Annotated in this window: 11 protein-coding genes and 2 pseudogenes; all 13 read right to left on the bottom strand. The window is 34.3% G+C overall.

The annotated features are described in order from the left end of the window. Positions 1–52: 52 nt before the first annotated feature. Positions 53–1,495: a sensor histidine kinase gene (locus tag ACK3CR_RS14665; RefSeq protein WP_488975654.1), complete on the bottom strand. Its 1,443-nt coding sequence runs from the start codon at positions 1,493–1,495 to the stop codon at positions 53–55. Next, entirely contained in the window at positions 1,485–2,159 is a 675-nt protein-coding gene (locus ACK3CR_RS14660; protein WP_243512511.1) for a response regulator transcription factor, read from the bottom strand. The genes ACK3CR_RS14665 and ACK3CR_RS14660 overlap by 11 nt, the downstream gene beginning before the upstream one ends. 236 nt (positions 2,160–2,395) lie before the next feature. Next, positions 2,396–3,478, bottom strand: a complete 1,083-nt coding sequence (locus ACK3CR_RS14655) for a sensor histidine kinase (protein ID WP_488975653.1) — start codon at positions 3,476–3,478, stop codon at positions 2,396–2,398. 509 nt (positions 3,479–3,987) lie between these two features. After that, entirely contained in the window at positions 3,988–4,194 is a 207-nt protein-coding gene (locus ACK3CR_RS14650) for a ribbon-helix-helix domain-containing protein (RefSeq protein ID WP_243512527.1), read from the bottom strand. Between the two features lie 57 nt (positions 4,195–4,251). Then, positions 4,252–4,785, bottom strand: a complete 534-nt coding sequence (locus ACK3CR_RS14645; protein WP_243512530.1) for a hypothetical protein — start codon at positions 4,783–4,785, stop codon at positions 4,252–4,254. Positions 4,786–5,302: 517 nt separating this feature from the next. Continuing rightward, positions 5,303–5,842 carry a L,D-transpeptidase gene (locus ACK3CR_RS14640; RefSeq protein WP_243512533.1) on the bottom strand — a complete coding sequence of 180 codons (540 nt, stop codon included), beginning with the start codon at positions 5,840–5,842 and terminating at the stop codon, positions 5,303–5,305. A 365-nt stretch (positions 5,843–6,207) separates the two neighbouring features. Next, entirely contained in the window at positions 6,208–7,023 is an 816-nt protein-coding gene (gene blaOXA / locus ACK3CR_RS14635; protein WP_488975652.1) for a class D beta-lactamase, read from the bottom strand. A gap of 329 nt (positions 7,024–7,352) precedes the next feature. Continuing rightward, positions 7,353–7,680 (bottom strand): annotated as a pseudogene (locus ACK3CR_RS14630) (IS6 family transposase); the annotation flags it as partial. A gap of 162 nt (positions 7,681–7,842) precedes the next feature. Further along, positions 7,843–9,216: an amidase gene (locus ACK3CR_RS14625; protein WP_488975651.1), complete on the bottom strand. Its 1,374-nt coding sequence runs from the start codon at positions 9,214–9,216 to the stop codon at positions 7,843–7,845. A gap of 130 nt (positions 9,217–9,346) precedes the next feature. Beyond that, a complete protein-coding gene (locus tag ACK3CR_RS14620) occupies positions 9,347–10,582 on the bottom strand; it encodes an MFS transporter (RefSeq protein ID WP_488975650.1) in 1,236 nt (411 codons plus the stop codon). Positions 10,583–10,858: 276 nt separating this feature from the next. Then, positions 10,859–10,945, bottom strand: a pseudogene (locus tag ACK3CR_RS14615) (IS6 family transposase); the annotation flags it as partial. Positions 10,946–11,000: 55 nt separating this feature from the next. Continuing rightward, on the bottom strand, positions 11,001–12,227 hold the full coding sequence (locus ACK3CR_RS14610) for an MFS transporter (RefSeq protein WP_488975648.1): 1,227 nt from the start codon (positions 12,225–12,227) through the stop codon (positions 11,001–11,003). Positions 12,228–12,653: 426 nt separating this feature from the next. Continuing rightward, positions 12,654–13,907: a histidinol dehydrogenase gene (hisD, locus tag ACK3CR_RS14605; protein WP_488975647.1), complete on the bottom strand. Its 1,254-nt coding sequence runs from the start codon at positions 13,905–13,907 to the stop codon at positions 12,654–12,656. Positions 13,908–13,921 lie beyond the last annotated feature (14 nt).

The following is a 13,921-nucleotide window of genomic DNA, read 5'->3' as shown; positions in this document are numbered from 1 at the left end:
TTTTTATCAAACTTTATTTTAAAATCATAATAACCCCACCCAAAGCTTAAGGTTAATGAATCTTACCTTCTGCTTTTGGGTGAGGTTTAACTGAAAAAGGAATTTGGACTTTAAAAGTACTCCCTTTATTTAGTTCACTCGAAACAGCAATTGTTCCTTGATGCACGTCTACAATTAATTTTGCAATCGAGAGACCTAGACCATGTCCAGTAATTTGTTTTGAACGTGCTTTATCCTCTCTGTAAAAGCGTGCAAATATTAGTTCATAACTTTCGGGGGCAATACCGATGCCTGTATCTTGAACAATCATTTGAAATATTTGAGGACTAGAGGATTCAATGGATAAAGTCAGGTAAACCTCTCCTCCGTTCGGTGTATACTTCACTGCATTATCCAGTAAAATGTATAACAATTGAGTTAGTCTTTCTGAATCTCCCCGTATCAGCAACTGATTAGGAGCTTGTAAATGAAGCTTGATTTGCTTTCTTTTTGCTAACGTTTCAATAGAATGGACCGTATTTTCAACAGCAGGACGAAAGTCAAATATCTCATCTGTCCGCTCTATTAGGCCTGAATCTGAACGAGCTAATGTCAGTAAAGCACTCACTAGTTTCGTCATCCTTTTGACTTCTTCTTTCATCGTGCCTAATAATTTTTGAGCATAGTCCTTTTCATTTAGGGTTTCGAGCATTTCAATGGCATTAATTGAAGAAAGGAGTACACTTAAAGGGGTTCGCAACTCATGAGAAGCATCAGCCGCAAACTCTTTTTGTCGAGAAAAAGCTCGCGTAATTGGAATCATCGCTTTCTTTGACATTAAGTAGCTAATATATACTGCCACACCAGCGAACAAAATAATGATCCCGATTAAAAGAAGCGGCAACCGTTTAAATGAATCATAAACAAAGGAAATATTTTTTCCCATATACAGCATTCCAATTAATTGATCCTGATAATAAATCGGTTGACCGGTGATCATAAGACGGACTTCTTGAACATTCGTAAAATCAGGCGGTGTATTCTTCAGGATTTCTTTATCTCTCATATCTTTCACCTGAACGACTGCTTGACGTATTTCATTATGTTTTGGAGTCCAATTTTTCACTAAGTCTGTTAATTGATTACGGAGTGGAGGAACCATTTCATCTCCTACAAGTAAATTCCCCTGAGGATCTGTTATATAATAAAAAAACCGATCATAATCCGCAACAATGAGATCTTGACTTTCCCTCTTTTGAAAAGCTTCTCTTCCATTTTCTCTTAAATAATCTTCTACAAGACTTGTTTCTCGTCTAACTAATATTCCAAGTTCGTGTTTTTGACCATTTAAATTAACTGTGTAAAATACTAAATAAACAATTGTCACAATAGCAATAAGAAACAGGATAAGCAGTCCACTGTACAAAAGTGTTAAGCGTGCTTGAGTGCTTTTAAAAAGGTCCCTTTCCCGCCGTTTCCTTACATTGCGTATACGTGAAAGAAAATTAATTTTCACACTTATACCCCACCCCTCTTATACTTTGGATCATATCATGCTTCCCAAATTGACCGAGTTTCTTTCTTAATAGCTTAACTGTTGCATCAATCGTTTTAATAGACACATCTGTATCATATCCCCAAATTCGATCAAGAATGAGTTCACGAGGTAATACTTGTCCCCTATTTTGCAGTAATAAGTCTAACAATTGAAATTCACGCGGACTTAACTGAATCTCTTGGTCATCTTGAAGAACTGTCTGACTTGTGCGATTTAGTACCATATCAAGGAGATGAATTTCTTCTTCCTTGATAGGAGCATAATTTCGACGCGAAAGAGCACGCAACCGAGCAAGTAACTCTTCAATTTCAAATGGTTTAATAAGATAGTCGTCTGCTCCTGAATCAAGTCCTTCTATCCGGTTTTGGACAGTATCCTTTGCTGTTAACATTAAAATCGCTCCAGAATATCCCTTTTTTCTTAAACGACGGCATATTTCTACTCCATCTCCGTTTGGCATCATCCAGTCTAGTATTAAAATTTCATAGTGAGCAGCAAGAGCATAATCATAGGCATCTGCTCCTTCCATTACCCAATCTACTTTATACCCCTCTTTCTTTTTAAGCATAAAACTTATTAATTCACCAAGTTGCAAGTCATCTTCTGCTAAGAGGATATTCATTATTAACAAACTCCTTTTTATTATTTATCTAGTAGTAAATTATTAAAACTCTCGTACTTTTTAAATGGTTCTTATATATATTCAGCACTCTCACGGTCATTTCCAATCCTTATGTCTTATACAACTATTTGAAATAGTTGAGGACTAGAGGATTCAATGAACAAAACCAAGTAAAACTCACCTCCGGTTTAGTATATATTTCACTGTATTGGCTAGTAAATGGTATAACAATTGGGTTAGTCTTTCTTGATCTCCTCGTATGAGCAGCTGACTTGGTCTTGTAAATGAGGCTTAATTTGTTTTTTTGTTGCTGAATTTTCAATAGAATGAACGTTTTTCTTGGCAGAAGGGCGGAAATCGAATCTTTTATCCGGTGGTTCTATTATGCCCGAATCTGAACGTGCTAATGTCAGTAAAGTGCTTACTGATTTCGTCATTTTCTTGACTTCTTTTTTCATCGTTTCTAATAATTTTGAATCATATTCTTTTCTACTTGAATTTTCGTTCATCTCCATCGAATTAATGGAAGATAACAGTATACTTAGAGGAGTTTGCAGTTCACGAGACACATCACCAACAAACTCCTTTTGCCGAGAAAAGGCTTGCGTAATCGGTATCATCGCTTTTTTTGACATTAAGTGGCTAATATATACTGCCACACCACCAAATAAAATAATGATTCCAATTAAAAAAAGCGGCAGCCGTTTAAATGAATCATAAACAAAGGAGATATTCTTTCCCATATAAAGCGTTCCAATTAATTGATCTTGATAATAAATCGATTGACCTGCAATCATAAGCCGTACTTCCTGAACATTTGTAAAATCAGATGATGTATCCTTTAGGATTTCTTTATCTCTCATATCCTTTACCTGAACGACGGCTTGATGTATTTCATTATGTTTTGGAGTCCAATTCTTCACTAAATTTGTTAATTGATTACGCAGTGGAGGAACCATTTCATCTCCTACAAGTAAATTACCTTGAGGATTGGTTATATAGTAAAAAAAGTGATCATGATTCGCGGCAATGAGGCCTTGACTTTCCTCCTCTTGAAAAGTTTCTCCGTCATTCTCTATTAAATAATTTTCTACAAGATTTGCCTCCCGCTTAATTGTAGATTCTAATTCACGTTCTTGGTTATTAAAAATGTTGATGTAAAGTAATAAATAAATCCCTACGATAAAGAGAATAAGAAATAGTACAAGAATCGCACTAAATAAAAAAGTCAAGCTAGTTTGAGTGCTTCTAACTATATCTTTTCTCTTTTTATTTCGTGATTTACGAATATTCAACAAAAAATTAAGCCTCAAATTCATAGCTCCCCCATCTTATATTTCCATGAATTTATTATCTTCTAATACTAACTAAATTGTTTAAAATTGGAGATTATTTCTGACTAACTCCTCTATCTTACTTATTCCATATTATTATTCTTTTTTATATAATCTCGGTTTTATAAAGAAAATAACAAAGATCTTTTAGAAGAAATCGAAAAAAGTTTTAAAAAATTATTTGAGTATCAAGATATTTATACAATAGGTAAGAACAACTTAAACATAAAATATGAATTCCTTAGAAGTGAAAGTGGTTTGGATTTTACAAAGCAAGGAAATTCAAGTTTTTGAGACTCTACAACCCCTCAAATGAGATTGTTTATTATAATTAATTCTCATTTCACTTTCCTACTGCATAAGTAAGGTTATTCATAAAGAAAAATCCAAACAAAAAAGCAGATTTTCATAATATTTAATGAAAAATGATAAATTTAATCAAAAGAGGCTAGGCACATGAAAGATGCCCAACCTCTTTTGTTAGCCGATTTATTCTAATCAATCTTTTTCTGATTCAGAGCTTTCTTTTCCATCCCTCCTCCTTTATAGAAAAATTGAATACATTCTTCTATTGCAGCTGTTCGGCTACACTTCATGTTTCTTGCTAATTCATTTAGTTGTCTCATGGACTCCTGCTTAATTTTCAATGTCATTCTCTGGCGATTATATGATACACGGCATGAATTCATAGATTGATTCATCTTTCTCCTTCTTTCCTATGATTCCACATTCAAAGGAAGAATTTCCTTTTTCTATATTTAAAGTTTGAGATGTTGTTGGATTTCTATCTTGAGAGTACTAAGTGTTTTTCCATCTACTTTAAGACCTAACTTCTTCGCTTGTTTATGAAGATTTTGATATTCTTCAATTTCTTTCTTTAGAGTATCAGGTGTTTTTCCATCTGGCTCAAGACCTAACTTCTTCGCTTGTTTATGGAGGTTTTGACACTCTTCAATTTCTTTCTTTAGAGTATCAGGTGTTTTTCCATCTGGCTCAAGACCTAATTTCTTCGCTTGCTTATGGAGATTTTGACATTCTTCAATTTCTTTCTTTAAAACATCTGCTTTTTTCCCATCCACTTTAATGTTAAGTTTCTTTGCCTCAGTTTGTAGTTTTTTCAACTCTATGTTTACTGTAGTCTTATCATGAGATACAGAAGCTTCCACTCGAGTTGATGAATGGGTTTTACTTGAGCTTTCCTTTTCGGCTGCAAACGTAGAAGTTGCTCCTAACATGTTCAAACCTAAAGCTCCAACCATCACATATCCCAATACCTTTTTCTTATTTATCATTATATTTTTCCTCCTCTATATTTTAACTTAGGGGTCTTCTCGAATGCCTTCTCTTCCTTAAAAGTTGAATCTAGTGCCACTCAATCCATAAAAGGTTCAAGAACTAAGAAGATAGATTAAAAATTGCACCTCCCCTTTCACAATTTATACTCTATCAAGGAAAAGTGAAAATTAAATGAAAACGAATAAGGTTATGTTTAAATATCTTGATAAAGAATCAATTTCATGTCTTTCATACCAATATACAAGGATAGAATGCCTCGATATCTTCGCGATCTTACCTTTTATTAACTTAGTTAATGACGAATATTTGAAACTAGAAGAATTTAAAATTTCTTAGACTAAGTAAACAATCTGATTTATGAGGATATCATTGAACTTCTTTCTTTTATCAATTAAAATCCATTAAAGGTTATATTATGAGGTATGTTATAAATAGTGATGTTGATTAAAGCACGATGTCTTTATCCCTCCAATATTCTCAATAAGTGAAATACCTATAAAAAAATGAATATGGTTATGAACGTATGTCATACCCATATAAATCGGTTAACTCTACAAAACTTTTGTAAGAATACGTAATAGCCACTGGCGTTCCTACTTGAACTTGATCAAAGAGCTTCTCAATAGCTGTATTATCCATTCTAATGCAACCTTGGCTCACGTATTTTCCGATAGAATTCGGATTGTTGTTCCCATGGATAGCATACGTATCACCAGAAGTACCATTCGCATTTATTCCTAACCAACGCTTGCCCAATGGATTTCTTGAATCTCCTCCAGAGATATTACCTGTATAATAGGGGCGGTTTTTAATTTTGTTTACAATTTTAAAAAAACCTACCGGTGTTTTATCCCAACTCATTCCTGTAGCTACAGGTTCCAGCATCTCCAAGTAACCGTTGCGGAAATAAGCAATTTTGTTGTAATACTTATTAACAATAATGAGATCTTGGTCATCTGTTGGGCTAGCTTCTGTTTGTTCACCTGTAACTCCACATAACGAGACCATGAGTAAAGTAAGAATAGTCATTGATTTTAGTAACATGTGTTTCATAATGTATACTCCCCTTTTATTCTTCTACATGAAACCGAAAAAGCACCTAACAAAGTAGGTGCTTCTTTAGTAATCTATACTTTATCTAGAAAAAGTGAAAATTAAGTGAAAATCAATAAAATTATTAATAATTGATACGGATAACATAAAAGTCTGTACAAAACATCCATCACCATAAAAGGCATTATTTTCACATCTGCTATATTTTACAACCCTAATTTTTCACATAACACCCTTATCTATAATAAAAACGCTTAGATAATTAATTATCTAAACGTTTTTAACTAGCAGTATTCTTCTATAGATGATTTTAATTATTTTCTGTTTATCCTTTATTTTAAATAGGCCGCTATATCCTCTATTTTTCATTCTGTCATTAAGTTGTACTTTTTTAAGATATTCAATGTGATATTTTTAGCTTTTGTCCCCGAATCATCAACATTTGTTATGAAGACATAGGAATGATTGTCTACTTTTATAAAACCAACATACCATCCTAGTCCCATATCAGACAGCCTTGTTCCCGTTTTCCCATAAAGTGTATAGTGATCTCCTTCCTCTTGAATCATCATTCGTTTGACCGTTTTCATAACTGGTTTATCAAAGGGAAGCTCTTCTTTGTACAATTTTTCTATAAAGTTAGCTTGTTCAAGGGCACTAATTTTTAGAGAGCTATTTAACCAAAACTGATCAATTCCTCCACTAATATCTTCGTTTCCGTATGAAATGTTCTGTACCCACTCTTTCATACGCGGCTCTCCAATATCTCTAGCCATCTCTTGATAATACCAAATGGCTGATTCACGCATAGCTGATCCAAGAGTATGATCGCGGTTCCAGGTCTCAAATTCCCTCTCTACTCCATCCCAACGTTTTACATCATATTCATCTCGAACAGCTTTAACTTGTAATCCAATTAACGCATTAGGAACCTTAAATGTAGATTCTGGTGTGAGCCTTGTAGTTGCTCTCTTCTTATTATAGACAAAGGTTTTTCCTGTTTTAACATCACTTAATAAAAAAGTTCCATTCTCATTAGCGAAAAATTCATTAACATCTAGTCTGTTAATATGAAGTCTTTCTTTAGAAGCATGTTCTTTAGTTGGTGTTTGAGCTTGAGCTGTATAACTTAAAATTCCTGTAAACAACAAAAAAATAAAAAGGTAAATCAACTTTTTCAATTTCAACACCTCATTTAATTATTTAACAGATATATTCTATTAATATATTTCAGAAAATTCAATTTATATTTTTAAATTTTTTATTGGATACATTATACAAAATCACTATAGTTTCCATTATCAGAACAAAAAAAGAAGTTGGGTACCTAAAGAATGCCCAACCTCTGATGTTTCTAGGAAATAGTTTCTGCACTAGAACCTCCTTCATTAGAAACATTTCCTTTTGAAGATTTAACCGAAGTTTTGGTTCTGGCGCAAAGGTTATATTCATTTTTAAAAAGCATATAGATTCCTAACTGCATCTGTTCTCAAGTAGCAACTCCAAATATTTTACTGAGATAAAAATCAATTGTATTTCCTTCAGAATCCACAGCACGATACAGGTACATCCATTGGCCCTTTGACTTTCACATAGTCCTCATCGACTCGCCAGGAATCATTGGTTGGGTTAAGATGGCGCCGTACTCGCACATCTAACTCGGAACCATATTGATGAACCCAGCGCATAATCGTTGTATGAACCATACATAATCCATGTTCCTCCATTATCTCTACCAAGTCACGAAAACTTAAATTGTACCGTAGATACCATCTAACGGTTAGCAAAATGATATAATGTTGATAATGTTTCCACTTAAATAAGTTTTGCTTTTCCATACTGATCACGACCTTCTTTTAGAATACTAGTATCAGTATGTCCAAAATCGTCAATGAGAAGGTCTGGTCAAAATGAGGTTAAATTCATTCATAAGTTATTCGGAGTAGCTGCTCAACCTCAAAATTAACAGGGTGTCACCCTATATTTCTATTGCATTATTTTCACACCGGAACCTCAATTTCTTTGTCTCTTTTATCGTAAAATTCTTGTAAAGCAAATTTTTCATAACAATTTCCTGCCCATAATAAAAGATCCTCCCTATAATAATCTGCAATAAATTGCATTCCTATTGGAATTCCCTCACTCGTAAGACCTCCAGGAACTGACAATGCTGGATGACCAGTGATATTAAATAAACTTACGTAGCGAATCATACAATCTCCAATAGATTCTGTTTTTCCATTAATCGTCACGTAATCTGCTTTCACATCAGGAGTAGTTATAGGAGTAGTAGGTGTCACCATTATATCTACTTCGCTAAATATATTAGTTAACTTTTTTCTTAACTCCTCTCTTTTTTTTAACGCAGCTATATAGTCCAAAGCACTTATATTTTTACTCCTTGTAAATGTATCTCTTGCATCCTGGCTATACATATTAAGAGAAGCGCTTATACAATCCTTATGAACATATGATGATTCTGATGTACCAAAGACCTTCGCTAGACCAGTGATATCTTCTAAAAACTCTGTATCTACCTCTTTTACAATAGCCCCTAAGCTTGATAGCTGCTGTAAACATTTCTCATAAAGTTTTTTCACTTCATAATCCATATTCTCATTAAGATAATGCTTAGGTAACCCAACTCTTAGCCCTGTTAATTTATTTGCAGAAGTTAAATCATAATGTTTCTTTGTAATCGCTCCCATAATTAAAGCTGTATCCTCAATATTTCTAGCAATGGGCCCTACATGATCAAGAGTCCAAGATAAAGGTGTTATACCATTTATACTAATTAAATCATACGTAGGTTTTAAGCCTACAACTCCACAACAAGCAGCTGGTACGCGGATTGAGCCTCCAGCATCCGTACCGATAGAACCTATAGTAAGATTAGCAGCAACAGCTGCTGCTGAACCACTACTGGATCCTCCTGCCGTTTTATTTACTTTCCAAGGATTAATCACATCACCGAAAAAGGTGTTTTCAGAAGTAATGCCAAATCCATATTCAAACATATTATTTTTGCCCAAGTTAATACTGCCGGCTTCCTCCAATATATTAACTATTTCCGCGTTACTATTAGGAATACGATCCTTATCAACTGCCGATCCACCTGTTGTTAGAATACCCTTCGTATCAATCGAGTCTTTAAAAGAGAGAGGTATACCAATTAAATTATTTGGTACATCAGAGTTTATTTTTTCCTCTGCCTTTTTCGCCTGTTCAATTGCTAGTTTCTCAGTTACAGTAATGTATGAATTAATTTGGGGATCTAACTTTTTAATCCGTTCCATATACCACTTTGTTATTTCAACTGGCGAAAACTCCTTATTTCTATAACCATCTATAAGTTTTCTTATTGTTAAAGTCATCCCATTTCCCCCCTTATGTGCTTATTCCTTATCCATCTTTTAAGATATAATTAATTAACTCTTATCTTTCAATACTCATGTGGAGATAAGACTAACACTACGTATAGACTTCTATAAAATTATATTTATTCTATTTATGTTGCATATTGATAGGGCTACCAAGTTCATGGTCACCATTAATATCATCTATTAGATTAGGATTCTCCTTCGTTTTAATAAAAATTTTCATTAATATACCTGAAATGGCTGAAAGCACACCAATTACTAAAAAGCTAAGGCTTCTTGAAAAGATCTCTGTCAATATGCCCATTAAAACAGGACCAAAGAACATTCCAAACGAAAATAGACTTTGAAAAAGGCCCATTCTTGTAGACTGCTTATGTTCTGGGACATTCATAATACTTAGTGAAAGTAAAACTGTAAAATTTAAAGAAAAGGCAATCCCAGAAAGAGCTTGTAAACAAAACAGGATTATTAGATTGGGAGCAAATGGAGTAAGAATTGCAATAACAAACTGTAGGGAAGCTCCTATAATAGCCGTATTTATCAAACCTATTTTTTTATAAAAGAGGATTCCAGATAAACAAGTTGCTATTCCACCTGCAATTAAAAAAACATTTGATAACCAACTTAGGGTAATTGCATCAGCACCTAAATCACTTGCTATAAGAGGTGTAAATGTAACTCTCATACCAAAAGAGGCCATAAGGGCGATTATAGCCATTAAGGATAAAAACCATAAATTTCTATCCGTAATTTGCTCCAAAATAGTCTTTTTCATTTCATGTTTTACCCTCTGTTTCTCAACCTTTTTCTCTTTTAAGAAGAAAGTTAAAACAAGAGCGATGGAAGCAGCGAAAACCGCCACAAGGAATGAATATGAGTATCCATAGTTATTTGCAACAATTCCTCCTATAAGAGAACCCATTAAGGCCCCAACGTAATCAGCCAAAGCTAAAAAGGCTACAGCCTTGGCGGAATTATCAATACTGAAATAAGAGGCAAACATTACAGTATAAAGAACCCATGTAGCTCCCGTAATCCCATCTAGAAATTTGGCTAAATACAAAGTAGTAGCATTTGGATTAATAAAAGCAATGATCCAACCAACAACTGTAACTAAAAGACCTATTTGAATAAATAGCATTCTTTTATTTAGAAGATCAGAGAATATACCAACCGGAAACCTAATAAACATAGAGGCTAATCCGGTGACCCCCATAATATTTCCTATTACTAAGGGAGAAATTCCTAAGTCTCTGGCATATGAAGAGATAAATGGATCAAAGGCTGAAATGCTGATAAAGAAAAGTACAGTCATTATAAAAAACAATACTATATTTAATCTAAATTGCACATTGCTCACTAGTTCACCTCTTTAATAGTCATAAGATATAAGACATAAGCTTTATACTATCAACGAAATTTTCAACATTAAGAAACAATAATTTACTCAGAAGTTTATTTTCTTTCTATTCCGAAAACTATATTCGTTTTAATTCAGTTACAGATGCATTTGTAATTGATAATTTTTATTATCATTAGTTCCTCTTATAAGAACCTACATAATGAACTTTCTTCTAAGGGTTCTGATGCAAATACCTGAAGAAAATATAATAAAGGAATATATCCCCAGTTATTCTTATACAACTAGCTCAAACAGTTGATGGATAAATTCTTTTCGATTTCGGACAGACTTATGAGTCTGTCCTTTTTTAATCATGTGTATTGTTTAGATTAGTTTCATAAGTCAGTGATTTAAAAGAAATTGACACTTTATGTTTCTAAAAAGTAGTTTTTACACTAGAACCTCGTTCATTGGAAACATTTCCTTTTGAAGATTTAACAGAAGTTTTAATAAGAATAGTAGATACAATTGATAAAGCTCCCATAATTAGGAACCCTGTTGATTTTGAGAACATTTCAATTAAAATCCCAATAAGAACTGGTCCCAAAAACATTCCAGCAGAATATAAACTTTGGAACAATCCCATTCTGGTAGATTGTTTAATTTCAGGTATATTTTCAACAGCCCAGGAAGTGACCACTGTGAAGATTAAACCATATCCAAAACCTTGAATGGCTTGTAAAAGAAAAAGCACTGTTAGACTTTTAGCATAAGGAATAAAGATAATAATAATCCCTTGTAAAATTGCCCCCAAAATCGCTGTATTCACTAAACCGAGCTTTTTATAAAAAAAGCCTCCACATAATGCCGCAGCTAAACCATATATAATGAGGTGCGTATTTGCTAACATACCAATCATTAGTGGATTTGCTCCTAAATCATTAGCAACTAAGGGAGTAAACGTATCTCTTGTCCCAATTGTAACCATCAATGCAATTGTTGCTAAAATAGAAATGACCCATATTTTTTTATCTGTAATTTGTTCTACAAGTATTTTCTTATCATATTTCACTTTGATACTTTTAACACTTAGATCTTTCGTAAAAAATGTTAAAACAAATGCAAGAATGGCCGCGATAACAGCTACTAAAAAACTATACCGATAACCATAACTATTGGCCACTATTCCACCAATGGTTGTTCCAAGTATTGAGCCAAGTGGCGATGCGACACCTAAAATCGCTACAGCTTTTGCTGCTTCTCTTACACCAAAATATGAAGCGAACATAACATTGTAAATCACCCATGTAGAACCAGTTAACCCATCTGAAATTTTCCCAAGATATAAAGTTGTTGCATTCGGTATCAAGAAGGCTAGCGTCCACATGACAATAGTAATAAGCAACCCGAATTGAATAAATAACCTTCGTTTATGCAACATATCTGAAAATACTCCCAATGGAAGTCGTGTAAATAAGGCAACAATCCCTGAAATTCCGATGATACTACCAATTACAACTGAATCAAATCCAAGATCTTTAGCATAGGAGGAGATAAACGGATCAAATGCTGTAATGGTAACAAAGAACAACAAGCTAATAATAAAGAATAAAATAACCTCTTTTTTATTAGTAATTTTATTAGTTTGGTTCACATACTCCACCCTTTCGTTCCCCTCCCTTTCATCCTTAATAGACAGAAAGGTGACGGTATGGACGTTCACTTCATAAAAACGCTTTCATTCCCAAACTCAATAACTTTTCAGATGGACCCATGCTAATAAAGTCTACTAGCTCCCCTATTGATAACCCAGAATATCCTGTTCCTTCATATATGTGTTGTAGTTTCACTCTTCCATCAATATCCATACATTGTGAGCTATATCATTCAATTTTGTTATTACTTACACTTTTAAACCCTCTATTGCTGCCTAAAGGACAGGTAGATTAAAAGAGGCCTAACTTTGCTATATGGTAGATATTAAATCTGCTTTGCATATAAGACCTAACAGGGAGATGATGCTCATTTTTTATGTAGATTCATCAAATCCCATAAACACAGCCCCTGATAAAAAGTAAAAATTAGGTCTTTATTTTATTCTAACTGTTGCAGATAATTTATGTCCCTCTAATCCTTCAATTTCAGATTGATCTTCTGCATGTGACGCTAGAAATTGAATTCCTTGCCCCGTAATCTCCTGGTGGGTCAAAACCTTTACATAACTCCCTACCCATAATCCTCCCGTATACCTCGCCGCTTTTTGAGTTGGCAGCGTATGATTTGTTCCCGAGACTTTATCAGAGAAAACAACAGAACTGCCTTCATCAAGAAACAGTGATCCATAATTGTATAACTTGTCCATTAATTTACGGCTATTTTGGATATGCAAATGCAAATGTTCAATAGCATAATCATTGCAAATATCCAGTCCTTCTTGTAACGTATCCGCATAAATAACTTCTCCTCTTGCTTTCCAGGACTCGTGTGCAGGAGAGGAAGCTGAAAAGGATGCTAAAAAATTTTCCACCTCTTGTAGAGCGGTCTCAGCAACCGTTCGAGAAGTTGTGACAAGAACTGCACGTGCGTATGGATCGTGTTCCGCTTGAGCAAGTAAATCAGCAGCAATTTTCCTTGGTGATGCCGAATCATCAGCAAAAATCATCACCTCACTAGGTCCAGCAATGAGATCAATGCCCACTTTACCGAATACTTGACGTTTTGCTTCTGCTACAAACCGATTTCCTGGTCCTGCAATAACATCTACTTCAGGAATCGATTCAGTCCCATATGCCATTGCAGCAATTGCCTGCGCCCCTCCAATTGCAAAAATATCTGTAGCACCTGAACGAACTAATCCATATAATACTGCTGGATGGATACCACCTTTATAATTGGCTGGGCTGCAAGCAACAATTTGTTTTGCTCCAGCAACCTTTGCTGGGGCAACGACCATAGGTCCTGATGATAATAAAGGGAATCTCCCACCTGGTACATAAGCACCAATCTTTTCAATCGGGATAATTCGGTGACCCATTCTGATACCCTCACCAAAATCTTTTTCAAATGGAGTCAAACAACTCAACTGTGCTTTAGCAAACTCAGATACTCGTTCTACGACACGATCAATTAGTACTTTTACTTCTTTAGGTAGTGTTCTTATACAATATTCAATTTCTTCTTCACTAACCCGTACCGGACGATCAGAATTGCCGAATTTTTTTTCGTATTCCTGTACAGCAATATCACCGCCCGATTTTACAGTAGCAATAATGGACTTTACCGTTTGTTCTACTTCATTTGAAGTAGTCTGTTCATATACGTCTGCTTTCTTTATATATTCCATCTTATTTCCCCCTA

The organism is Priestia sp. TRM10, assembly GCF_057808375.1.
This window is presented reverse-complemented; position numbering and strand designations above follow the sequence as displayed.

Excerpts from the sequence above, each read along its gene's own strand:
- ACK3CR_RS14660 (WP_243512511.1), bottom strand. The coding sequence starts at position 2,159 with ATGAATATCCTCTTAGCAGAAGATGACTTGCAACTTGGTGAATTAATA.
- ACK3CR_RS14655 (WP_488975653.1), bottom strand. The coding sequence starts at position 3,478 with ATGAATTTGAGGCTTAATTTTTTGTTGAATATTCGTAAATCACGAAAT.
- ACK3CR_RS14650 (WP_243512527.1), bottom strand. The coding sequence starts at position 4,194 with ATGAATCAATCTATGAATTCATGCCGTGTATCATATAATCGCCAGAGA.
- ACK3CR_RS14645 (WP_243512530.1), bottom strand. The coding sequence starts at position 4,785 with ATGATAAATAAGAAAAAGGTATTGGGATATGTGATGGTTGGAGCTTTA.
- ACK3CR_RS14640 (WP_243512533.1), bottom strand. The coding sequence starts at position 5,842 with ATGAAACACATGTTACTAAAATCAATGACTATTCTTACTTTACTCATG.
- ACK3CR_RS14625 (WP_488975651.1), bottom strand. The coding sequence starts at position 9,216 with ATGACTTTAACAATAAGAAAACTTATAGATGGTTATAGAAATAAGGAG.
- hisD (WP_488975647.1), bottom strand. The coding sequence starts at position 13,907 with ATGGAATATATAAAGAAAGCAGACGTATATGAACAGACTACTTCAAAT.